General features: G+C 66.4%; 17 protein-coding genes and 4 pseudogenes. 13 read left to right on the top strand and 8 right to left on the bottom strand.

The window, feature by feature from the left end; genetic code table 11:
• Nucleotides 1-63: 63 nt before the first annotated feature.
• From CBP34_RS03135 to CBP34_RS03110, 6 genes are all read right to left on the bottom strand, one after another.
• Entirely contained in the window at nt 64-975 is a 912-nt protein-coding gene (locus tag CBP34_RS03135; protein ID WP_094099042.1) for an ABC transporter permease, read from the bottom strand.
• 94 nt (nt 976-1,069) lie between these two features.
• Nucleotides 1,070-2,647 carry an ABC transporter substrate-binding protein gene (locus tag CBP34_RS03130; protein ID WP_157896426.1) on the bottom strand — a complete coding sequence of 526 codons (1,578 nt, stop codon included), beginning with the start codon at nt 2,645-2,647 and terminating at the stop codon, nt 1,070-1,072.
• A 61-nt stretch (nt 2,648-2,708) separates the two neighbouring features.
• Nucleotides 2,709-3,926: a M20 aminoacylase family protein gene (locus CBP34_RS03125; RefSeq protein WP_094097277.1), complete on the bottom strand. Its 1,218-nt coding sequence runs from the start codon at nt 3,924-3,926 to the stop codon at nt 2,709-2,711.
• Entirely contained in the window at nt 3,926-4,906 is a 981-nt protein-coding gene (locus tag CBP34_RS03120) for an ABC transporter permease (protein WP_086926608.1), read from the bottom strand. Before CBP34_RS03120 ends, CBP34_RS03125 begins: the two co-directional genes overlap by 1 nt.
• Before the next feature lie 284 nt (nt 4,907-5,190).
• Nucleotides 5,191-6,405 (bottom strand): porin, encoded by a 1,215-nt coding sequence (locus CBP34_RS03115; RefSeq protein ID WP_157896425.1) that lies wholly within the window; start codon nt 6,403-6,405, stop codon nt 5,191-5,193.
• 347 nt (nt 6,406-6,752) lie between these two features.
• The gene (locus tag CBP34_RS03110; protein WP_094097276.1) at nt 6,753-7,850 is read right to left on the bottom strand and encodes a porin; all 1,098 of its coding nucleotides are present in this window, start codon (nt 7,848-7,850) and stop codon (nt 6,753-6,755) included.
• 483 nt (nt 7,851-8,333) lie between these two features.
• On the opposite strand from CBP34_RS03110, the gene coq7 reads away from it, so the two are divergent.
• The gene (gene coq7, locus CBP34_RS03105) at nt 8,334-8,951 is read left to right on the top strand and encodes a 2-polyprenyl-3-methyl-6-methoxy-1,4-benzoquinone monooxygenase (protein ID WP_094097275.1); all 618 of its coding nucleotides are present in this window, start codon (nt 8,334-8,336) and stop codon (nt 8,949-8,951) included.
• Nucleotides 8,952-9,098: 147 nt separating this feature from the next.
• Here coq7 and CBP34_RS03100 read toward each other — a convergent pair whose 3' ends face one another.
• Nucleotides 9,099-9,548, bottom strand: a complete 450-nt coding sequence (locus tag CBP34_RS03100) for an OsmC family protein (protein ID WP_086926604.1) — start codon at nt 9,546-9,548, stop codon at nt 9,099-9,101.
• 369 nt (nt 9,549-9,917) lie between these two features.
• Between CBP34_RS03100 and ilvA the strand changes: the two genes are divergently transcribed.
• From ilvA to CBP34_RS03085, 3 genes are all read left to right on the top strand, one after another.
• Nucleotides 9,918-11,477, top strand: coding sequence for a threonine ammonia-lyase, biosynthetic (gene ilvA / locus CBP34_RS03095; RefSeq protein ID WP_094097274.1), 1,560 nt, complete (start codon nt 9,918-9,920; stop codon nt 11,475-11,477).
• 226 nt (nt 11,478-11,703) lie between these two features.
• Nucleotides 11,704-12,510 carry an adenosylcobinamide-GDP ribazoletransferase gene (locus tag CBP34_RS03090; protein WP_094097273.1) on the top strand — a complete coding sequence of 269 codons (807 nt, stop codon included), beginning with the start codon at nt 11,704-11,706 and terminating at the stop codon, nt 12,508-12,510.
• On the top strand, nt 12,507-13,085 hold the full coding sequence (locus tag CBP34_RS03085; RefSeq protein WP_094097272.1) for a histidine phosphatase family protein: 579 nt from the start codon (nt 12,507-12,509) through the stop codon (nt 13,083-13,085). Before CBP34_RS03090 ends, CBP34_RS03085 begins: the two co-directional genes overlap by 4 nt.
• Before the next feature lie 35 nt (nt 13,086-13,120).
• Here the strand turns inward: CBP34_RS03085 and CBP34_RS03080 are convergent.
• Nucleotides 13,121-13,572: pseudogene (locus CBP34_RS03080) on the bottom strand (type II secretion system protein N).
• 134 nt (nt 13,573-13,706) lie between these two features.
• Here CBP34_RS03080 and gspG point away from each other — a divergent pair.
• From gspG to gspD, 9 genes and pseudogenes are all read left to right on the top strand, one after another.
• Complete coding sequence (gene gspG, locus CBP34_RS03075) at nt 13,707-14,084, top strand: type II secretion system major pseudopilin GspG (protein WP_236748556.1); 378 nt, start codon at nt 13,707-13,709, stop codon at nt 14,082-14,084.
• Between the two features lie 398 nt (nt 14,085-14,482).
• Complete coding sequence (locus CBP34_RS03070; protein ID WP_086911343.1) at nt 14,483-14,905, top strand: prepilin-type N-terminal cleavage/methylation domain-containing protein; 423 nt, start codon at nt 14,483-14,485, stop codon at nt 14,903-14,905.
• Nucleotides 14,902-15,264: a type II secretion system minor pseudopilin GspI gene (gene gspI, locus CBP34_RS03065; RefSeq protein WP_094097271.1), complete on the top strand. Its 363-nt coding sequence runs from the start codon at nt 14,902-14,904 to the stop codon at nt 15,262-15,264. The genes CBP34_RS03070 and gspI overlap by 4 nt, the downstream gene beginning before the upstream one ends.
• 143 nt (nt 15,265-15,407) lie before the next feature.
• Nucleotides 15,408-16,036: pseudogene (locus CBP34_RS03060) on the top strand (PulJ/GspJ family protein).
• Nucleotides 16,033-17,040 (top strand): type II secretion system minor pseudopilin GspK, encoded by a 1,008-nt coding sequence (gspK, locus tag CBP34_RS03055; RefSeq protein WP_157896424.1) that lies wholly within the window; start codon nt 16,033-16,035, stop codon nt 17,038-17,040. The pseudogene CBP34_RS03060 and the gene gspK overlap by 4 nt, the downstream one beginning before the upstream one ends.
• A gap of 59 nt (nt 17,041-17,099) precedes the next feature.
• A pseudogene (gene gspL / locus CBP34_RS03050) lies at nt 17,100-18,361 on the top strand (type II secretion system protein GspL).
• Complete coding sequence (gspM, locus tag CBP34_RS03045) at nt 18,358-18,903, top strand: type II secretion system protein GspM (protein WP_094097270.1); 546 nt, start codon at nt 18,358-18,360, stop codon at nt 18,901-18,903. Before gspL ends, gspM begins: the two are co-directional and overlap by 4 nt.
• A gap of 27 nt (nt 18,904-18,930) precedes the next feature.
• The gene (gspN, locus tag CBP34_RS03040; RefSeq protein ID WP_094099037.1) at nt 18,931-19,746 is read left to right on the top strand and encodes a type II secretion system protein N; all 816 of its coding nucleotides are present in this window, start codon (nt 18,931-18,933) and stop codon (nt 19,744-19,746) included.
• Between the two features lie 4 nt (nt 19,747-19,750).
• A pseudogene (gene gspD / locus CBP34_RS03035) lies at nt 19,751-22,002 on the top strand (type II secretion system secretin GspD).
• Nucleotides 22,003-22,011 lie beyond the last annotated feature (9 nt).

The following is a 22,011-nucleotide window of genomic DNA, read 5'->3' as shown; positions in this document are numbered from 1 at the left end:
ACCGGCTTTGCCGGGCCACTGGCGGCGTCCCCCTGGGGGGATGGCGCGAAGCGACTCAGGGGGTCATCTCAATCTCGGGTTCAGCGCATCGCGCAGCCAGTCGCCCAGCAGGTTCACCGACAGCGCAATCAGCACCAGCATGAGCCCCGGGAACACCGTGATCCACCACTCGCCCGAGAACAAATAATCGTTGCCCACACGGATCAGCGTGCCCAGCGATGGGGACGTGGGCGGCGCTCCCACCCCCAGAAACGACAGCGTGGCCTCGGTGATGATGGCCGTCGCCACCTGGATGGTGGCCAGCACCATCACCGGGCCCAGCACATTGGGCAGCACATGCTTGCGCATGATGCGCAGCGGGGCCACGCCGGTCACGCGCGCGGCCTGTACATATTCCTTGTTGCGCTCGACCAGGGTGGAGCCGCGCACCGTGCGCGCATATTGCACCCAGCCCGTGAGCGATATGGAAAAGATCAGCACGCCAAAGGCCAGCGATTCGTGCGCATTGGGAAACAGCGCGCGGCCCACCCCCGCGATCAGCAGGGCCACCAGAATGGCGGGGAAAGACAGCATCACATCGCACAGGCGCATCAGCACCGCATCAATCCAGCCGCCCCGAAAACCGGCCAGCAGACCCAGCGCCACGCCCACCACCACCGACAGCAGCACCGACGCCAGGCCCACCACCAGCGAGATGCGGGCGCCGTAGATCAGGGCCGAGAGAATGTCGCGCCCCTGGTCATCGGTGCCCAGCAGGTATTTGCGCGAGCCCTCGGCGCTCCATGCCGGGGGCAGGCGTGCATCGCTGAGTTCCAGCGTGGACAAATCGAACGGATTGTGCGGCGCCACCCAGCCCGCAAACAGCGAGCAGAACACGCACACCACGGCAATCGCCGCCGCCACCATGGCCATGGGCGAGGTGCGAAAGCTGTAGCCAACATCGCTGTCAAGCCAGCGCGCAAGGGTTTTTTTCATCACAGGAACCAAAAAACAGGGAGCCAGGCCCGCCGCACCGGGCAGCCATGCCTGGCTGCCCACGGGGACAGTGAAAGTCGTGGTGGGCAGCAGGTCAGTTCTTGCTCATCCACTTGAAGGGCATGTAGTTGTCGGCCAGTTGCACGAGCTTGACGTTCTTGCTCACGCCCCAAGCCAGGGCCTGCTGGTGCAGCGGCAGGTGCCCCACATCGGCGGCATGCAGGTCAAACGCCTCCTTGATCATGGCGTTGCGCCGGGCCTTGTCGGTCTCGGCCTGGATCTTTTTGGTCAGCTCGTTCACCTTGGGGTTGCAATAGGCACCGAGGTTGAACTGGCCCGCGCCCTTGTCGTCCACACAGGCCATCAGGGCATTGAGCGCGTTGTGTGCGTCGTAGGTCGAAGGCGTCCAGCCCAGCATGTAAAAGCTGGTGTCGCGGCGCAAGATCTTGGGGAAATAGGTGCCCTTGGTTTCGGCCTGCAGGTTGATCTTGACGTTGATGCGCGCCAGGTTGGCCGCCACAGCCTGGCAGATGCGGCCATCGTTCACATAGCGGTCGTTGGGGCAGTTCATCGACACCTCGAAGCCGCTGGCATAGCCCGCTTCGGCCATGAGCTTCTTGGCGGCTTCCACGTCGTAGGGCAGGCGCTTGGCTTCGGGCTGAAACCCATTGATGCCAGGGCCCACCAGCAGCGCGGAGGGGTTGGATGCACCACGCATCACGGTCTTTTTAATGCCGTCGATATCGATGGCCTGGTAGAAGGCCTGGCGCACGCGCTTGTCCTTGAACGGGTTCTTGCCCTTCACGCTCGAATACAGCAGCTCGTCGCGCTTTTGGTCCATGCCCAGAAAGATGGTGCGCAGCTCGGGGCCGGTGATGGCGCGGGTGTTGGCACCGTTGTTCACGCGCTCGATGTCCTGCACCGGCACGGGCTCCATCACGTCCACCTCGCCCGACAGCAGCGCCGCCACACGGGTGGCGTCGTTGCCAATGGGCGTGAAGATGACTTCGGCCACATTGCCCTCGATCTTGCCCCAGTAAGTGCCATTGCGTGTGAACACCGTGCGCACGTTGGGCTGGCGCTCGCGCAGGCGGAATGGCCCCGTGCCGTTGGCCCGGAACGACGCGGCATTCTCGATGCCCTTGCGGCGGTCCACCGGCGTCAGGGCCTGGTTGGTCTCGCACCATTTCTTGCTCATCATGGCCACTTGCGAGATCACGTCCGGAAGAATGGGGAACGGCGTCTTGGTCTCGATCTCGACCAGAAAATCGTTGATCTTGCGCACTTCCTTGAAGTCGTTGGTGTAGCTCTTCATGTCCGAGCCATCGGCCTGGGTGCGCGCAAAGCTGAACAGCACATCGTCTGCCGTGAACGGGGTGCCGTCATGGAATTGCACGCCCCGGCGCAACTCGAACTGCCACACCGTGGGCGCGGTCTGCTTCCAGGCCGTGGCCAGCGCAGGCGCCAGGCTCAGGTCCTTGTTGCGCCCCACCAGCGGCTCGTACACATTGCCCGTGGTGCTCAGCTGCAGCGACTCGTTGAGCGAGTGCGGGTCCATCGAGAGCGCATCACCCTGGTTGGCGATCCGGATCGTCTGGGCATTTGCTACCAAATTGGTAGCTGCTAGCGCATACAGTACAAGGGCCACTGCTGTTTTCTGCTGAAATTTCATGCAAATCTCCTGGGAATGGACTGGGACAAGCGTTCAGGCTTTCAAACGGGTCGCGGGCGAGTCAGGGCGTCTGCAGGGGCATGGCCTGCTCGATCAGGCTGGCGTGCAGCGCCGACCCGAGTGGCAGAACATCGTCATTGAAGTCGTAGCGGCTGTTGTGCAGCGCGCTGCCACTGGCGCCCGTGCCCTGCCCCAGCCGCAGGTAGGCGCCGGGCTTGGTCTGCAGCATGAACGAAAAATCTTCCGCCCCCATGCTGGGCTCGAGGTCGCGCACCACATGGTCGGCGCCCACCAGTGACTCGGCCACGTCGGCCGCGAACAGGGCCTCGCTTTCGGTGTTGATGGTGGCGGGGTACATGCGCTCGTAATGCAGCGTGGCCGTGGCGCCAAACCCCAGGGCAATGGCGCTGCAAAGCTCTTTGAGGCGCTGCTCCACCATCTCCTGCACCGCCGGATCGAAGGTGCGCACCGTGCCCACTAGCGTGGCCGTGCCCGGCAACACGCTGAAAGCGCCCAGGTCACCCGCCTGGATGGCGCACAGGCTGACCACGGCGCTTTCAATGGGCCGCACGTTGCGCGCAACAATGCTCTGCGCCGCGGTGATGATGTGCGCCGCCACCAGCACTACGTCCACCGTCTGGTAGGCGTGGGCGCCATGGCCGCCGCGCCCGGTGATCTCGATGGTGATGCGGTCGGCCGCGGCCATCATGGGCCCCGTGTTGATGCCCACGGTGCCCGGCTTCATGGCCGGCCAGTTGTGCATGGCAAACACGGATTGCACCGGAAACCGGTCGAACAAGCCGTCTTCCATCATGACGCGGGCGCCGGCAAAACCCTCTTCGCCGGGCTGGAAGATCAGCACGGCGGTGCCATCAAAGTTGCGGGTTTCGGCCAGGTAACGGGCGGCGCCCACCAGCATGGCGGTGTGGCCGTCGTGCCCGCAACCATGCATGAGCCCCGGCTTGCACGACTTCCAGGAAAAGTCGTTGTGCTCGGTGATGGGCAGCGCGTCCATGTCGGCGCGCAGGCCCACCATGCTGCCGCTTGATTGGCTGCGCCCGCGCACCACTGCCACCAGGCCCGTGCGCCCGATACCTTCGTGGATTTCGTCCACACCGCACAACTGCAAAGCCTCTTTTACGCGCCGGCCGGTGTACCGCTCTTCAAAACCCAGCTCGGGGTGGGCATGCAGATCGCGCCGCAGCGCGGTCAGTTCGGGGTGGAATTGCGCAATGTGGGCAAAGGCGCGCCCGCCGGCTTTCCAGCGTGGATTGAGCATCAGTGCCCTCCGGCATTGCCCACGCGCAGGCGCGGGTCGACCACAAAATACAGCAGATCCACCACCAGGTTGATCACCACAAAAATCAGCGCAATCAGGCACAGGTAGGCGGCCATGACCGGAATGTCGGCAAACGTCACCGCCTGGATGAACAGCAGCCCCATGCCCGGCCACTGGAACACCGTCTCGGTGATGATGGCAAAGGCGATCAGCCCGCCCAGTTGCAGCCCGGTGATCGTCATCACCGGCACGAGCGTGTTCTTGAGCGCATGGCCAAAGTGAATGGCCCGGTTGGACAGGCCGCGTGCACGGGCAAACTTGATGTAGTCGGTGCGCAGCACCTCCAGCATCTCGGCGCGCACCAGGCGCATGATGAGCGTGAGCTGAAAGATCGCCAGCGTGACGGCCGGCAGCGTGATGTGGTGCCAGCCCTTGGCCGTGAGCAGCCCCGAAGTCCACCACCCGATCTGCACCACCTCGCCGCGGCCAAAGCTGGGGAACCAGCCCAGCACCACGGCAAACACCAGGATGAGAAGAATGCCGATCAGAAAGGTCGGCAACGACACGCCCAGCAGCGACAAGGTCATGAAAGCCTGGCTGATGAACGTGCCACGCTTGAGCGCCGCATACACCCCCATGGGCACACCCACCAGCAGCGCCAGCGCCGCGGCCACCAAGGCCAGTTCCAGCGTGGCCGGGAAGCGCTCGGCGATCAACCGCGACACCTTGGCGCCCTGGCGCAGGCTCAGGCCGAACTCGCCCTGCGCGGCGTTCACCAGGAAGTGCCAGAACTGCACGATGAACGGCTTGTCCAGCCCCAGCGCGGCACGCATGTCGCGGATCTGGTCCGGCGTGGCGTCCTGCCCCAGCAGGAACACCACCGGGTCGCCGACGAACTGGAACAGCATGAACGAGATGAAGGCCACGGCGATCATCACGATGACGGCCTGGATCAGGCGATGCAAAATAAAGGCGAGCATCGGTAAAGCAAAGAATGATGGACCATGCTAACAGGGAAGTTTCTCGCAACAAACGATGTTTTTCGCGTGCACCAGGCCCAAAAAGGCCCGTGCAATCCACTGCTTGCATGCAGGAACCAGACCAACCGCTGCTGCTCAGCGGGCACCTGAAGCAACAAGCCCGCTCATGCCCATGCAGAAAAGAAAAAAACCGGATCACTATCGCTAGCGATCCGGCTTCCCCCTTGGAAACCAGCACCGCTCCGGCGCGCCGGAGCAGTGCTCTTCCTTCTCCCACCAGTGACTTAGAAGCGGTGACGAATACCCGCGGTGATACCGGTACGGCTGCGGGCACGGCTCGCTGTGTCAAGCACAAGCGCGCTGCCCCCGCTGAGACTGGTGCGATCTACGCCGAAGTAGGCGTCGGTGCGCTTGCTGAAGGCGTAGTCCGCCACGGCGACGTAGAAGTTGGCCTTACCGTTGGATGCGCCCGAGGCCGAGCCCGATTGCTTACCGCGGAAGTAGTGCGCACCCAGGTTCAGTTGAGGCGTCAGCTGATAGCCCACGCCCACCTTGAACAGTTGGCGCTTGTCGGCATCACCCGGCTGGAAGCCGCCATTGGTCTGGCCAGCCCAGAACTGGCCCAGGATCGCCCTGTCAACGGTGTTACGGAAACCCTGGATGGTGCTAGTGACCGTCTCGTATTTCGCCTTGTTCAGGGCATAGCCGGTGTTCAAGTACCAGGGGCCGGTGCGATACGAACCGCCCAGGGTCCAGGCATCGACATCGGTGCCACCAGGCAGCGTCGTGCGCATGAAACCCCCACCCAATGCAAAGCCGTTGGCGGCGTAGCGCAGGTAGCCGCCAGCTGTCTGCCAGGCGCCGCCACCCAGCGTGGACGCCACATAGGCAGGAACCTGTGCCGCAGAAGCAGGCAGCCCTGCCTCCAGTGCCTTGGTGTCGTTGTTCTCGTCAAACGAGTATTGCAGCGAACCCACGAAACTGCGGTCCGGTGTTGCGAAGGTGTACTTCAGCATATTGCTGGTACGCGCCCCCATGGCCATGCCCAGCTCAGGCTTGTAGGCTTCCATGTACGGCGAATAGGGGAAAGAGGCGTAGGTACTGGTCACAACGTCGAACAGGACGTTCCATTGACGACCTGCGGTCAAGCGACCGTAAGGGCCCTGCAGTCCCACGTAGGACAACTGGAAGTAAGGCGTGGAAACACTGCCGTCATCCGCATTGAAACGATTTTCCAGAACAACCAGGGCCTTGGAACCACCGCCCAGATCTTCGTCCACGTTGATACCCCAGCGGCTTTGCGACATGCCGCCACCAATCATCTTCGACAGATTATCTTTGCCTGCACCTTCGTTATTGGTGTGGCGATAGGCCACATCCACAATACCCCACAGCTGCACGCTGCTTGTCGGTGCGGTGGCGGTCTGCGCGCAAGCAAAGCTCGAAGCCAGGGCAACGGTGCCGAAGGCGAACAGCTTCTTGATATCGGTTTTTTTCATGGGTCGCGTCACTTTCCGTGGTTGATGGGATGCGAATCCAGTGTAGTAAAGGCACGCCCGTGCGTAAGCGTTTGTTGCGTATTGCTTACACAGGCTTTCCCTAATAGAACGACCGTTCACTTATCAAAAACCGAGTGCAGCCAACGCTTTGCAATAGACGCAACTGACACCACCGTCCATCGCCCGATGGTGAGGACGCCCAATTTCGCCGAACGCAAGGTGGGCAGTCAAGCCGGTTCGCTGTAACCAGGCATCTAACAAAAATGTTGGGCAAAAAAAAGCCACCCGTCTTGCGACGGGTGGCTTTTGTCATATTTCTATGAAAACTGGCTTACGCCAGCCATTCATTAGAAAGCGTGGCTGACGCCCACTTGCACACCTTGCTGCGATCCATTGTTCTTCAGGCCACCTTGGGTGCTGGAACCCAGCGTGTACAGATTGGCGCCGTCCTTGTTCTTGATGTAAGCGTAGGTGCCGTACACCGAAGTACGCTTGGACAGACCGTACACATAGCCGATAGCGAACTGGTCAGCCTTGCCCTTGACATTGGCGAGTTCGTTTTCGTAGCGGTTGTAGGAAACACGCACCGTGCCAGCGCCCACGGGAGCGGTTGCAGCCACGTAGTAGCCAAGGCGCTTGTTCTCGCCAGTAGCGCGATCAACCTTCGACTCGCGGTAGCCAGCCAGCAGCTTGGCCACGCCGAAGTCGTACGAACCACCCAGGCTCCATGCGTCGATATCGCTGACAGCAACCGAGTTTGCACCGTTGTTCAGACGTTCCAGACCCAGACCCAGGCTCAGAGGACCGTTGTCATACATCAGACCAGCGCCCATGTAGCTGCTGTCGCTGTTGCCATTCGTGGTTTCACCGAAACCGTAGTTCACGCCGACCTTGAAGCCGCTGAAGTCAGGCGACACATAGGTCAGAGCATTGCTGATACGCTGATTGGTCGTAACAGCGTTGCCATTTGCATTGAGAGCGGGAGCAACGGTATCAACCACGCCGCCATCGGCCCACAGACGCGACTGGCCAATACCGACGCTGCCGAACACGTCGTAACGTGCGGTAGCGTTGTAAGCAGCGGTCAGTTCGCGGCCCAGGCGCACTTCACCGAAGCTGCCTGCCAGGCCCACGGTGGAGCGGCGCTTGAATTGGAAGCCTTCGCCAGCCTTGGCACCAGCGTAGCTGGAAGCGCCATCACCATTGTCCAGGTTGAAGCCGCCTTCGAGCACGAAGTTAGCCTTCAGACCGCCACCCAGGTCTTCCGTGCCACGGAAGCCGAGACGGCTGGTCAGGTTGTTGCCGGAGGTCACACCGCTCCAGTTGTCGTTACCGTTCAGGTAGGTCACGCCAGCGTCAGCGACGCCGTACAGGGTGACAGAAGATTGGGCCATTGCGGCGCCGGAAGCAGCCAGCACAGCCAGGGCAATCAGGGATTTTTTCATTGCGAATTACTCCAAGGTTAAACATGGGCACCGGTTCGGAGGTCTTGAGCGCAGCTACTGCGCAGTCCTACCGGTTCCCCGGGCCAACCTCCTGGTGGGGAAGTTGCATCTATTGCACCAGACGGGGCACGCTTGCGCAAAGAAAATCGGCACGCAGGGTCAATTTCGTTGCGGCGTTGCAACATTGCACCCCCATACCCTTGCCGGCCTTCGGACGATGACACCGGCTTGAAGCCACCTGTGCACACAAAAATGCCGCGCTACGCAGGGCATCTCATGCCAACCCAACTGAATTCGTCGCAAATTACCGTGAAACAACCTTTCTTGTCTGTAATCAGTTTTGTTTCCCTACCACTTTCGCACAATGCACACACGGGGAGATCGCAATAGTCCTCCCATTTGCCACAATGCAACGCAACGCGGCAGATTGATACAAGCATCTTCCGTGCCCGACCGAGCCAACACTTCCAGAGAAAATCAGCCATGGACTCACTACTTAGCGCCGCAGACACCGCGCTGCGCACCCTGTTTGCCAAACCCCATGCGGTGGAGGCATCTCCCGCAGCGCCCTTTGCCGAGGCAACCCTCGACCCGGCCCAAAAGCGCCTGGCCGGCGCGCTGATGCGGGTGAACCATGTGGGCGAGGTTTGCGCGCAAGCCCTCTACACGGCGCAGGCCGCAGTGACGCGAGATGCCCAGCTGCGCAGCCACCTGCTGGAAGCCGCCCGCGAAGAAACCGACCACCTGGCCTGGACGCAGCAACGGCTTGACGCCCTGGGCGCCCGGCCCAGCCTGCTCAACCCGCTGTGGTTTGCGGGCGCGTTTGCGCTGGGCGTGGTGGCCGCCAAGGTGAGTGACCGCGTGAGCCTGGGGTTTGTGGTGGAGACCGAAAACCAGGTGTCCGAGCACCTGCAGGGCCACCTGGCACGGCTTCCGCAGGAGGACCTGGCCTCGCGCGCCGTGGTCAGCCGCATGAAGGACGATGAAGAGCGCCACGCAGCCAGCGCGCGCGATGCTGGCGCCGTGGCCCTGCCCGCGCCCGCCCGCCTGATGATGAAGATGGCCGCCAAGGTCATGACAACCACGGCACATTACGTTTAAGAACGTGTTCACGGTCTAAACCGGGGGCGGCACGCGCCAACCCTGCGCATAGCGGCGCGGCGAATGCACCATGGCGGTGCAAGCCGACGCAGCCGCCCGGCACAACCCGTGGCCGGGCCGTCACTGCCTCAGAACCTGCTCCCGTTCTCAGGCCTCGACGATCTCGAAGCCGGTGGTGATGTGTGCCGTCTTGCCCAGCATGATGCTGGCCGAGCAGTATTTTTCGTGGCTCATGGCAATGGCGCGCTCCACCGCCGCAGGCGCCAGCCCCTTGCCCGTCACAGTGAACTGCATATGGATGGCGGTGAACACCTTGGGGTCCACCTCGGCCCGTTGCGATGTGAGCTTGACGCTGCACCCGCGCACATCATGGCGCCCGCGCTTGAGGATCAGCACCACGTCATAAGCGGTGCAGCCGCCGGTGCCGGCCAGCAGGGTTTCCATGGGCCGGGGCGCCAGATTGAGCCCGCCGTTGGCGGGGTTGGCGGCATCGGGCGCGCCATCCATGGCCAGGATATGGCCGCTGCCGGTTTCGGCCACAAAGCCCATTCCCGAGCGCGTGCCGGCGCCGCCGGTCCAGCTGACTGTGCATTCCATGTTTGTCACTCCTTGTTGGTGCGTGGTTTTTTTCACGAAATGGGCTGGCCATCTCACAAATTTGTCGTGGATTTTGCTGCATTGCAGCACCGTGCGCGCTAAGATAGCGCCATGCGTTGCCCTTTTGAGAAGAAAGGGTTGGTTGCCAAAAAGGTCACCAGCAGCCGCAATGCACTGATTGTCTCCTCCATCTCCTCAAAGGATGGATTCAGCCCTGGGCTTTACCGCCTGGGGCTTTTTTTTGCCTGTGCTGCCTTGCCGGTGCGGCCCGCCATGCCTCAGTGACGACTCCGGCGCTGGACCGTCAGGCGTTGCGCCTATGATGATTGCCCCGCCACCCTCGCTGCGGCGGCGCACCTTCTGCCTCACATGACCCAGCATCTCACCCCCTTCGATTACCTGAAAAAGATCCTGACCGCCCGCGTCTATGACGTGGCCGTTGAGTCGGCCCTGGAGCCCGCCAAAAACCTCAGCCGCCGCCTGCACAACAAGGTGCTTTTGAAGCGCGAGGACCAGCAGCCCGTCTTCAGCTTCAAGCTGCGCGGCGCCTACAACAAGATGGCCCACCTCTCGCCCGAGCAGTTGCAAAAAGGGGTGATCTGCGCCTCGGCCGGCAACCACGCGCAGGGCGTGGCCATGAGCGCACGCAAGCTGGGCACGCGCGCGGTGGTGGTGATGCCCACCACCACGCCCCAGCTCAAGATCGACGCCGTGCAGGCGCTGGGCGGCGAGGTGGTGCTGGCGGGCGACAGCTATACCGATGCCTACGATCACTCCGTGCGGCTGCAGCAGGAGCAGGGGCTGACCTTTGTGCACCCCTTTGACGACCCCGACGTGATCGCCGGCCAAGGCACGATTGCCATGGAAATCCTGAGCCAGCTGCAAAAACTGGGCAGCAACCAGCTGGATGCCGTGTTCGTGGCGATTGGCGGCGGTGGCCTGGTGGCGGGCGTGGCCAACTACATCAAGGCCGTGCGGCCCGAGATCAAGGTGATTGGCGTGCAGATGAACGACTCGGACGCCATGATCCAGTCGATCAACGCGCACGAGCGCGTCACGCTGGCCGACGTGGGCCTGTTTTCCGACGGCACCGCCGTCAAGCTGGTGGGCGAAGAAACCTTTCGCGTGGCGCAGGGCCTGGTGGATGACTACATCACAGTGGACACCGATGCCGTGTGCGCTGCCATCAAGGACATCTTTGTGGACACGCGCAGCATCGTCGAGCCCGCTGGGGCCCTTGCCGTGGCAGCCATCAAGCAGTACGTTGCCAAAAACAAGACCAAGGGTGAGACCTACGCGGCCATTTTGTGCGGCGCCAACATGAACTTCGACCGCCTGCGCTTCGTGGCCGAGCGCGCCGAAGTGGGCGAGGAGCGCGAGGCGTTGCTGGCGGTGACCATTCCCGAAGAACGCGGCAGCTTCCGGCGCTTTTGCGAGGTGGTGGGCGGCCTGCCCGGCGGCCCGCGCAATGTGACCGAGTTCAACTACCGCATCAGCGACGCCACGCGCGCCCATGTGTTCGTGGGCCTGACCACGCACGGCAAGGGCGAATCGGAAAAAATCACCAGGAACTTCGAGCGCCACGGCTTCGAGTCGCTCGACCTGACGCACGACGAACTGGCCAAGGAACACCTGCGCCACCTGGTGGGCGGCCATTCGGCACTGGCGCAAGACGAGCGCCTGCTGCGCTTTGTGTTCCCCGAGCGGCCCGGCGCCCTGCTCAAGTTCCTGAGCCTGATGCAGCCCACCTGGAACATCAGCCTGTTCCACTACCGCAACCAGGGCGCCGACTATGGGCGCATCCTCGTGGGCCTGCAGGTGCCGCCCGAGGACGCCGCGGCGTTCGACGCCTTCCTTGCCACGCTGGGCTACCCCTGCGTGGAGGAAACGCTGAACCCGGCCTACCGGTTGTTTTTGCGCTCCAAATAACAGGAAAGTGCTCAAAACAACCTGATTCGCGACATAGCTCAGACCCCGTTCGCCCTGAGCTTGTCGAAGGGCTGTTTCCAAGGAGCGCCCTGGCTTCGACAGGCTCAGCCCGAACGGATGGGGGCGAAACACTGAGACAAGTCGCTAATCAGGGAAAAAATGCCTCCAGCGCTTATCCAAAAAGCGCTGGCAGCTATCAAAGTTGATAACTATCCAGCCACCGCCCATGCAAGCCCTGCGCCACTACCTGCTTGCCGTGCAGTTTTTCACCCGCATTCCCGTCACGGGGCGGCTGGCCTGCTGGGTGGGCTACAGCCCGGCCATGCTGCGCGCCAGTGCGGCGCACTTCCCGGGCATAGGCTGGCTGGCGGCGGCGCTGGCGGCGGGCGTTTATGGTGCACTGCATTGGGCGCTGGCGCCCAACCCGCTGGCCCCGGTGGTCACGGCGGTGTTCTGCACCATCGCCACGGTGCTGATGACCGGCGGCTTCCATGAGGACGGCCTGGCCGATGTGGCCGACGGCCTGGGCGGCAGCTACGAGCGCGAGCGGGCGCTCGACATCATGAAAGACTCGCGCATCGGCGCGTTCGGGGCCATGGCGCTGGTGCTGGCGCTGCTGGCCAAGGTCAGCCTGCTGGCGCTGCTGGGGGCCCACAGCCTGCAGGCCGCTTTGGCTGCGCTGGTGGGCGGGCATGTGCTGTCGCGGCTGTGGCCGCTGCTCATCGTGCGCAGCCTGCCCCATGTGGGCGACATTGCCAAATCCAAAAGCAAGCCGCTGGCAGACCAGATCAGCGGCGCGGCGCTGGTTGCTGCTGTTTTGTGGTGTTTTGTGCCTATAGCGCTTGTATGGCAAGCGCAGTCAGCTCTGTTTTTAATAGCATCCGCCGGCTGCAGCGGCCTGGCCGCCGCCTGGATGGGCCGCTGGTTTGCGCGGCGCCTGCAGGGCTTTACCGGTGACTGCCTGGGCGCCACGCAGCAAGTCAGCGAAATCGGCTTTTACCTGGGCGCGGCGCTGGCCCTGCGCTGGGCATGAGTTCCACCCCCCCCGCCCGCCTGTGGCTGGTGCGCCACGCCCAGCCCGTGGTGGCCGCCGGCACCTGCTACGGCGCGCTGGATGTGCCCGCCGATGCAGTCGCCACGCAAGCGGCCGCCCTGCGTTTGGCGCAGACCTTGCCCAAACGCGTGATCGCCCGCCATTCGACGCTACAAAGATGTGAGCTGCTTGCGCTTGCCACACAATCACTGCGTCCAGATTTGATCATCAACTCCGACGATCGCCTGCGCGAGATGGATTTCGGTGCCTGGGAAGGCCGCGCCTGGGACAGCATCGGCCAACGCGCCATCGACGCCTGGACCGCCGACTTTGCGCTGCACCGCCCCGGCGGTAGCGACAACCTGGCCGAGCTGCTGGCCCGCGTAGCCGCCGCCCTGCATGACGCACGCCAGCAGGTGCAGGGCGGCACCAATGTGGTGTGGTTCACCCACGCGGGCGTTGCGCGCTGCGTGGCCTGGCTGCTGGCGCATGGCGAGGGGCGAATGCCCAGGGCCGACGAGTGGCCCGTGCCTGCCCCGGCCTGGGGTGCATGGGAAATTCACCACCTGACTTGATGCAGGTGCAAGCCGTGCACCGGCGCGCCCCGGTGTCAGTTCTTCGCGGGCATGTCCAGCGTCAGCGTGGCGGGGCCATCCACGCTGGCGCCCAGCCGGGCCTGGCGCGGGTCGAGCGATTGCAGCACCAGCCCCTCGTCCACCGCGGTGCCCACCCGAAACGGCTTGGCCGGCTTGCCGTCTACCGCGATCAGCGCCGCGCCGCCGCCGCTGCTGCGGCCCGCCAGCACACCGATCAGGGCAAACCGGCTGGCCAGCGACGCCACCGGCGCCCGGGCAGCGGCTGCATCGGCCGCTGGCACACCCAGCAGGCGCGCCATGGCCTGGGCATCCGGTGCCACCGGCGCAGGGCCACGGCCGGCACCGTGAGCCCCACCGGCCGCGCCGACAGGCGCAGCCCCCAATAAACCACGCTGGCGCCCGCCAGAGCCCAGAGAGCCAGAGTCCCCAGGCGCACGCCCCATTTGCTGTGTGTATTGGTCACCATCAGGAGATTATGATTCACGCGATCCACCCCTCCCGAGACTGTCTGCCGTGAACCATTCCGCCCTTTCCCCCCTGCGCCGCGCCCGCCACAACCTGGCCACGCATGTGGCGCGGGGCTTCACCCTGATCGAGTTGATGGTGGTGCTGGTCATCATCGGCGTGCTGGCCGCGCTGATCGTGCCCAACGTGCTCGACCGCGCCGACGATGCGCGCGCCACCGCGGCGCGCACCGACGTCACCAATGTGATGCAGGCCCTCAAGCTGTATCGCCTGGACAACCAGCGCTACCCCACGGCCGAGCAGGGCCTGCAGGCGCTGGTGGCCAAACCCACCACCGCCCCCATTCCGGGCAACTGGAAGCCCTACCTTGAAAAGCTGCCCAACGACCCCTGGGGCCGTCCGTATCAGTATCTGAACCCCGGCATCAAGGGCGAGATCGACGTGATGTCGTTCGGCGCCGACGGCCAGTCGGGCGGCGAAGGCAAGGATGCGGATATCGGCAGCTGGCAGTAAAACATGGCCCCCACGGTCGCGCACTGCGTGTCGCTCCCTGCCCCCCAGGGGGCCCAGCCCGCCTTCGGGCGGCCGGGCGGCGGGCTGACATGACCCCCACGGTCGCGCACTGCGTGTCGCTCTCTGCCCCCCAGGGGGCCCAGCCCGCCTTCGGGCGGCCGGGCGGCGGGCTGACATGACCCCCACGGTCGCGCACTGCATGTCGCTCCCTGCCCCCAGGGGGGCCCAGCCCGCCTTCGGGCGGCCGGGTGGCGGGCTGACATGACCCCCACGGTCGCGCACTGCGTGTCGCTCCCTGCCCCCCAGGGGGGCCGGGCCTTGCTTGGGGCGGCCCGGCGCTGCGGCCGCACGCCTTGTGGAAACTCCGTGACCGTTCCAACCGCGCACTGCATCGGCCCATGAACCGTTTTCGCGGTTTCACCCTGCTAGAACTGCTTATCGTCATCAGCATCATGGCGCTGGCCACGGCGGGCGTGAGCCTGGCGCTGCGTGACAGTGGGCAGACGCAGCTCGAACGCGAAGCGGCGCGGCTGGCGGCCCTGCTGGAATCGGGCCGTGCCCAGTCGCGCGGCACGGGTGTGCCGGTGCGCTGGCGCGCGGATGCGCAGGGCTTCCGCTTTGACGGCCTGCCCACCAACACGCTGCCCACCCGATGGCTGGATGCCGGCACCGCCGTGCGCGGCCCCGCCATCCTGCAACTGGGGCCCGAGCCGCTGATCGGCCCGCAGCAGGTGCTGCTGGTGAACCAGGCCCACCCCGAGCGCGCGCTGCGCGTGGTGACCGATGGAGTCAGGCCCTTCACGGTGGAGCCGCTGCCGTGAAGCGCTGCCTTGAGCGCGGCTTCACGCTGGTCGAGGTGCTGGTGGCGCTGGGCATTGTGGCCATCGCCCTCATGGCGGGCCTGCAGGCCACCACCGCGCTGACGCGCAATGCGCAGCGGCAATCGGACATCGTGCTGGCCCAGCTGTGCGCCGAGAACGAACTGGTCAAGGTGCGCCTGTCGCGCCAGATGCCGGGCGTGGGCGACAGCACCCAGCCCTGCGAGCAGGCGGGGCGCCGCTTCGACGTGGCCGTGATCGTGCGGCCCACGCCGAACCCGAGTTTCCGGCGCGTCGATGCGCAAGTGTTCGACGGTGAGAACTCTGTGTTGCGCCTGTCCACCATCGTAGGGCGGTACTGATATGACCCCCACGCTACCGCACTGCGTGTCGTCGCTGCCCCCCAAGGGGGCTCGCCCGCCTTCGGGCGGCCGGGCGGCGGGCTGATGGCCCCCACACCCCGCACTGCGGCGCACGCCACCCGCGCACGCAGTACGGCTTCACCCTGATCGAGCTGCTGGTGGGCATAGCCATCATGGCGCTGATGGCCATTCTGGGCTGGCGCGGGCTGGACGGCATGGCACGGGCGCAGGAAGCCACCCGCCAGCGGGCCGACGAGCTGCTGGTGGTGCAGGCGGCGCTGGGGCAGTGGAGTGCCGATCTGGATGCACTCCTGGCCTTGCCCCACACCACGCCGCTGCAGTGGGATGGCCAGGTGCTGCGCATCACGCGGCGCAGCAGCGCCGTACCCGACGAGGGCGCCCTGGTGGTGGCCTGGACCCGGCGCGACGTGCAGGGCGCCAGCCATTGGCTGCGCTGGCAATCGCCCCGGTGCGGACCCGCGCCGACTGGCAACAGGCCTGGCAGCAGGCGGCCTTGTGGGCCAGCAACCCCGGCGAAGCCGAGCGGCGCCGCGAAGTGCTGTTGCTGCCGCTGGACAACTGGCAGCTCTTTTATTACCGCGGGGGCGCCTGGTCGAACCCGCAGTCCAGCAGCGACGCCGCGCCCGGCGATGCCGCCGCCGCGGTGCCCGATGGCGTGCGCCTGCAGATCACCATCAGCCCCGGCCAGGCCCTGGCCGGGCAAATCACGCGCGACTGGGTCAACCCCTTGCTCGGCGGGGGCAAGTCATGAGGCACGGCGCCACCTCTTTCCACCACACCCAAGGCCTGGCCCGCCAGCGCGGCGCGGCTTTGCTGGCGGCCATGCTGACGGTGACGCTGGTGGCCACGTTTGCCGCCGCCGCCCTGTGGCAGCAGTGGCGCGCGGTCGAGGTCGAGACGGCTGAGCGCGCCCGGTTGCAGTCGGCCTGGATTCTGGTGGGCGCGCTCGACTGGTCGCGCCTGATCCTGCGCGAAGACGGCATCACCGGTGGCGCCGACCACCTGGCCGAGCCCTGGGCCGTGCCGCTGCAGGAGGCGCGCCTGTCCACCTTTCTGGCCGCCGACCGCAACGTGGCCCAGGTGGACGATGCCAGCACCGACACCACCGATGCCTTTCTGTCCGGCCAGATCACCGACCTGCAGGCCCGGCTGAACCTGACCAACCTGATCGAGGGCGACAAGGTGCAGGCCGGCGCCCTGCGCCAGTTTTCGCGCCTGTTCGCTCGCCTGGGCCTGCCCCCGCAGCAGCTGGACCAGCTGGTGCAGGCGCTGCGCCAGGCCAAGGCCAGCCAGGGTGCCGACAGCAGCGCGCCGCTGCTGCCACCCACTTTGGCCCAGCTGGGCTGGCTGGGCCTGCCGCCCGCCACCGTGGCCGTGCTGGCCCCCCATGTCACGCTGCTGCCGGCGCGCACCCCGGTGAACCTGAACACCGCCGATGTGGATGTGCTGTCGGCCGCCATCGACGGCCTCGACATGGCGGGCGCGCAAAAGCTTGTGCAGGCCCGGCAGTCGCGCCATTTCCGGGCGCTGACCGATGTTTCCGACCAGCTGGGCGCCAGCATCGACCTGAACGCCGACGACCACGCCATCGCCTCGCGCTACTTCGAGGTGCGCGGGCGATTGCGCCTGGGCGCCACCATGGTGGACGAGCGCTCGCTGGTGATGCGCCAGGGCGCCACCGTGACCACGCTGTGGCGCGAACGCGGAGCCTTTGACAGAGAACCCGCGACCACTGCGCCCCAGGCAACGCGCTGAGCGTCCCTTGCCGCAGCACTGTCAAGTCTGCCCCCTAAAATGGCCCGCAAACCCCGCCCATGAGCACCCTGATCCTTTTCCTGTCCCTGGCCCCGTCCGGGCCCACCGCCGACTACAGCTACACGCTGACCGCCGACGGCCACACCGCACTTCGCCACGCCAGCGCCCCCACGGCTCTGCTGCCCGAGCCTGCCCGGCCGGGCGGCGAGGTGGTGGCCGTGGTGCCGGCGCAGGCGCTTTCGTGGCAGCGCGTGCAGTTGCCCCAGGGCGTGCCGCTGGGCACAGGCCAGCAAACCCGCGCCTGCGCTCGGTGCTGGAAGGCTTGCTGGAAGACCAGCTGCTCGACGACCCGGCACAACTGCACTTTGCCCTGCAACCGGCGGCCCGTGCGGGCGAACCCGTGTGGGTGGCTGTGTGCGACCGCGCCTGGCTGCGTGAAGCACTGCAGGTGCTGGAGGCCGCAGGCCGGCGCGTATCGCGCGTGGTGCCTGAATTTGCACCGGGCCCCACCGCCAGCGGTCAGCCCGAGCTGTTTGCGCTGGGCACGCCCGAAGAGGCCCACCTGGTGCTGTGCGGCCACGGGGGCGAGCAGGCGGTGGCCGTGCTGCCCCTGTCGTCCATGGCCCTGGGCCTGATCGGCCCGGCCACCAACTCCGCAGACACCGACGACGCTGCGCCGCCGGTGCGCGCCGAACCCGCCGTGGCGGCGCTGGCCGAGCGCACGCTGGGCCGCCCCGTGGTGCTGCACACCGCCAGCCAGCGCGCGCTCGATGCAGCGCGCGGCGACTGGGACCTGGCACAGTTCGACCTGGCCAGCACCGGGCGCACCCGCGCCCTGCGCAAGGCCGGCAGCGCCGCCAGTGCCTTTCTATATGCGCCGCAGTGGCGCGCGGCGCGCTGGGGCGCGGGCCTTCTGGCAGCTGCCCACCTCGTCGGCCTGAACGCCTGGGCCTGGCAGGAACGCGCCGCGCTCGCCGCCAAGCAGGCCGGTGTGCGCAATGCGCTCACGCAGACCTTTCCCAAAGTGCAGGTGGTGGTGGACGCCCCCGTGCAGATGGAACGCGAACTGGCCGCGCTGCGCCAGGCCGCCGGCAGCGTATCGCCACGCGACCTGGAGCCCCTGCTGGCTGCTGCCGGCGCCGCCCTGCCGGCAGGCCAGTTGCCCAACGCGCTGGAATACAGCACCGGCGAATTGCGGCTGCGCGGCGTCACACTGACCGCCGAGGAGCAGACCGCCGTGGTCACCCGGCTGCAGGCTGCGGGCTACAGCGCCCGCCTGGACGATGGCAGCCTGTTGCTGCGCGCGGAGGTGGCTCCATGAACTCCCCTATCAAGAACACCCCGTTGCAAGCGCGCTGGAAGGCCCTGGCCCCGCGCGAGCAAAACCTGATCCTGGCCGCGGGCACCGTGCTGGCCCTGGCGCTGCTGTGGTGGTTGGCCCTGGCGCCAGCCCTGAACACACTGCGCACGGCCCCCGCCCGCCACGCGGCGCTGGATGCCCAGCTGCAGCGCATGCAAAACCTGCAGGCCGAAGCCCTGCAACTGCAGGCCGCGCCGCGCAGCGCACCGGGCGATTCCGTGGCCAGCCTGCGCGGCTCGCTGACCCAGCGCCTGGGCGCCACCGCCCAGCTCAGCCTGGTGGGCGACCGCGCCACCGTCACGCTCAAGGGCGCCCCGGCCGACGCGCTGGCGCAATGGCTGGCCCAGGCGCGCAGCAATGCGCTGGCGGTGCCGGTTGAAGCCCGGCTTACGCGCAGCCCGGCGGCTGCCGCCCCTGCGCCAGCCTCCCACCTTGGCAATGCGCCCGCTGCGACCGCACCGCGCTGGGATGGCAGCCTGGTGCTGGCCCTGCCCGCCCGCTGACGGGTTGCCGCCGCCGTGTTCCGCACCATGCCATCCCCCTCGCGTTCCCGCCCCCGGCGCACCGCCTCGACGGCACCGCGTGCGCCCTGGGGCTGGGCGGCGGCCGGGGTGCTGGTGGGCGTTTTGCCTGCGGTGATCACCTTTGCGCCAGCGCAGTGGCTGGCCCAGGCCGTGGACCACGCCAGCAGCGGGCAGCTGCTGCTGGCCCAGGCGCGCGGCACCGTCTGGACCGGATCGGCCCAGCTGGTGCTGACCGGTGGCGGCGCCAGCCAGGACCGGGCCGCCCTGCCCGGGCGCCTGGAATGGCGCTTGCGCCCTACCATGCGGGGCCTGCAAGCGCAGGTGCATGCCGCCTGCTGCATGCCGGCGCCGCTGCAGGCCCGCGTGGATGCCCGCTGGGGCGGCGCGCGGCTGGCGCTGGCCGATGGCCAGAGCCAGTTCCCCGCCGGCCTTTTGACGGGCCTGGGAACGCCGTGGAACACCCTGCAACCCCAGGGCCAGCTGGCCGTGCAGACCCAGGGCCTGGAAGCCGTGTGGACGGCGGGCCGCCTGGCGCTGACCGGCACGGCACAGCTTGATGCACGGGCCATGTCGTCGCGCCTGTCCACGCTGCGCCCCATGGGCAGCTACCGGCTCGTCTTGCAGGGTGGTGACGTGCCCACGCTCAGCCTGAGCACGCTCGACGGCGACCTGCAGCTGAGCGGCAGCGGCCAATGGGTGGGCCAGCGCCTGCGCTTTGCGGGCGAAGCCAGCGCCAAGCCCGAGCGCGAGGCGGCCCTGGCCAATCTTCTGAACATCATCGGACGGCGCAGCGGCGCGCGCTCCATCATCACCGTGGGTTGATCCTATGACTTCCAATCTTTCGCCCCAGCTGCGTTTTGCTCTCAATACGATAGCTGCTTGCGCTTTAATGGCAAGCGCTAACGGGCAAATTCATGCACAAACAGCCATCGGCACCGGAACCAGCAGCGTGCGCCCTGGTGAGCCCGTCACGCTCAATTTCGCCAACGCCGAGATCGAAGCCGTGGCCCGCACCATGGCCACCATCACCGGCCGCAACGTGGTGGTGGACCCGCGCGTCAAAGGCCAGCTCACCCTGATCACCGAGCGCGCCGTGACGCCGGCCGCCGCCTTCCAGCAGTTTTTGGCCGCGCTGCGGTTGCAGGGCTTCACGGTGGTCGAGTCCGCCGGCCTTTACAAGGTGGTGCCCGAGGCCGATGCCAAGCTGCAGGGCGGCAGCGTGAGCGTGACGCGCGGCGGCGCGCCCGGCCCGGCGGCGGACAAATCGTCACGCAGATCTTCAAGCTCAACTACGAAAACGCGGCCAACCTGGTGCCGGTGCTGCGCCCCCTGATCAGCCCCAACAACACCATCAACGTGAACCCCGGCAACAACTCGCTGGTGATCACCGACTATGCCGACAACCTGCAGCGCCTGGCGCGCATCGTGGCGGCCATGGATGTCTCCAATGCCAGCGATGTCGAGGTGATCCCGCTCAAGAATGCGGTGGCCGCCGACCTGGCGCCGCTGGTGGCGCGGCTCATTGACGGGGGCAACGCGGCCGGCCCGGCGGCGGCCCAGGGCCAGACCGACACCTCGTTCAAGACCACGCTGCTGGCGGAGCCGCGCAGCAACGCCCTGATCCTGCGCGCCGCCAACCCGGCCCGCGTGGCCCAGGTGCGCGCGCTGGTGGACAAGCTCGACCAGCCGCCCGTGCCCGGCAGCAGCGCGGCCAGCGGCAACATCCATGTGGTCTACCTCAAGAATGCCGATGCCACCAAGCTGGCAACCACGCTGCGCGCGGCCATGTCGGCTACCGGGGGCGGCAGCGGCAACGCCTCGTCGTCGGGCACTTCTGGATCGAGTGGTCTTTCCACCTCCGTGGCTGCTTCCAGCACGGCCAGCAACACCAGCGCCAGCAACAGCGCCGGTCTGGGCGGCAGCAGTGGCGGCCTGGGAATGGGCGCAGGCGGGGGCTTGAGCAACAGCGCCAGCAGCAACCAGCCCTCAACCGGCGGGCAGATCCAGGCCGACCCCACCACCAACTCGCTCATCATCACCGCGCCCGAGCCCCAATACCGGCAGCTGCGTGCCGTGATCGACAAGCTCGACGGCCGGCGCGCACAGGTGCTGGTGGAAAGCCTGATCGTCGAGGTCACGGCCAGCAAGCTGGCCGAGTTCGGCATCCAGTGGCAAAGCGTGCTGGGCAGCAAGGGCGACGGCGTGGTGGGCGCCATCGGCACCAACTCGGCGGTGTCGGGCGGCAACATCCTGGGGCTGGCAGCCGGCATTGCCACCGGCAATGCCAGCGCGATCACGGCGCTGGGCGGTGGCCTGAACATTGCGCTGGCGCCGCGCGTCAATGGCCAGTATTACCTGGGTGCACTGGCCAACTTCCTGCAAAACAGCGGCGACGCCAACGTGCTCTCCACCCCCAACCTGATGACGCTGGACAACGAAGAGGCCCGCATCGTCATCGGCAACAACGTGCCATTCGTCACGGGCTCGTATGCCAACACCACCGGCAACAATTCGGTGAATCCGTTCACCACCGTGGAGCGCAAGGACGTGGGCCTGATGCTGCGCGTGCGCCCGCAGATCAACGAGAACGGCACCGTCAAGATGGCCATCTACCAGGAGGTCTCGAAGATCGACGGCAACACCCTCAAGGACGTGAACGGGCCCACCACCAGCAAGCGCTCGATCGAGTCGAACGTGCTGGTCGAGGACGGCAGCATCATCGTGCTCGGCGGCCTGCTGGAAGACAGCTACCAGCAGGCCGAGGACAAGGTGCCGCTGATGGGCGACATCCCCGTGCTGGGCAACCTGTTTCGCAGCGAGAACCGATCGCGCAAGAAGACCAACCTGATGGTGTTTTTGCGCCCCGTGGTGGTGCGCGACGCCGCCGCCAGCGACGCACTGATGATCGACCGCTACGACGCCATCCGCGCGTTGCAGCAGGCCGCGCAACCGGCGCCCAGCACCATGCTGCGCTCGGTGTCCGGCGCCCCGGTGCTGCCTTCGCTGCGTCCCGACGCCACACCGCCGGCAGATGTGACCGCGCCTGTGTACGCGCCCGCGCCCGTCAGCGCGCCCTGAGGCGGACCG

This window comes from Acidovorax carolinensis (genome assembly GCF_002157145.1).
Classification (GTDB): Bacteria; Pseudomonadota; Gammaproteobacteria; order Burkholderiales; family Burkholderiaceae_C; genus Acidovorax; species Acidovorax carolinensis.
This window is presented reverse-complemented; position numbering and strand designations above follow the sequence as displayed.

What these genes read in the sequence shown, in the direction of transcription:
- CBP34_RS03135 (WP_094099042.1), bottom strand. Translation starts at nt 975, where the DNA reads ATGAAAAAAACCCTTGCGCGCTGGCTTGACAGCGATGTTGGCTACAGC.
- CBP34_RS03130 (WP_157896426.1), bottom strand. Translation starts at nt 2,647, where the DNA reads ATGAAATTTCAGCAGAAAACAGCAGTGGCCCTTGTACTGTATGCGCTA.
- CBP34_RS03125 (WP_094097277.1), bottom strand. Translation starts at nt 3,926, where the DNA reads ATGCTCAATCCACGCTGGAAAGCCGGCGGGCGCGCCTTTGCCCACATT.
- CBP34_RS03120 (WP_086926608.1), bottom strand. Translation starts at nt 4,906, where the DNA reads ATGCTCGCCTTTATTTTGCATCGCCTGATCCAGGCCGTCATCGTGATG.
- CBP34_RS03115 (WP_157896425.1), bottom strand. Translation starts at nt 6,405, where the DNA reads ATGAAAAAAACCGATATCAAGAAGCTGTTCGCCTTCGGCACCGTTGCC.
- CBP34_RS03110 (WP_094097276.1), bottom strand. Translation starts at nt 7,850, where the DNA reads ATGAAAAAATCCCTGATTGCCCTGGCTGTGCTGGCTGCTTCCGGCGCC.
- coq7 (WP_094097275.1), top strand. Translation starts at nt 8,334, where the DNA reads ATGGACTCACTACTTAGCGCCGCAGACACCGCGCTGCGCACCCTGTTT.
- CBP34_RS03100 (WP_086926604.1), bottom strand. Translation starts at nt 9,548, where the DNA reads ATGGAATGCACAGTCAGCTGGACCGGCGGCGCCGGCACGCGCTCGGGA.
- ilvA (WP_094097274.1), top strand. Translation starts at nt 9,918, where the DNA reads ATGACCCAGCATCTCACCCCCTTCGATTACCTGAAAAAGATCCTGACC.
- CBP34_RS03090 (WP_094097273.1), top strand. Translation starts at nt 11,704, where the DNA reads ATGCAAGCCCTGCGCCACTACCTGCTTGCCGTGCAGTTTTTCACCCGC.
- CBP34_RS03085 (WP_094097272.1), top strand. Translation starts at nt 12,507, where the DNA reads ATGAGTTCCACCCCCCCCGCCCGCCTGTGGCTGGTGCGCCACGCCCAG.
- gspG (WP_236748556.1), top strand. Translation starts at nt 13,707, where the DNA reads ATGGTGGTGCTGGTCATCATCGGCGTGCTGGCCGCGCTGATCGTGCCC.
- CBP34_RS03070 (WP_086911343.1), top strand. Translation starts at nt 14,483, where the DNA reads ATGAACCGTTTTCGCGGTTTCACCCTGCTAGAACTGCTTATCGTCATC.
- gspK (WP_157896424.1), top strand. Translation starts at nt 16,033, where the DNA reads ATGAGGCACGGCGCCACCTCTTTCCACCACACCCAAGGCCTGGCCCGC.
- gspM (WP_094097270.1), top strand. Translation starts at nt 18,358, where the DNA reads ATGAACTCCCCTATCAAGAACACCCCGTTGCAAGCGCGCTGGAAGGCC.
- gspN (WP_094099037.1), top strand. Translation starts at nt 18,931, where the DNA reads ATGCCATCCCCCTCGCGTTCCCGCCCCCGGCGCACCGCCTCGACGGCA.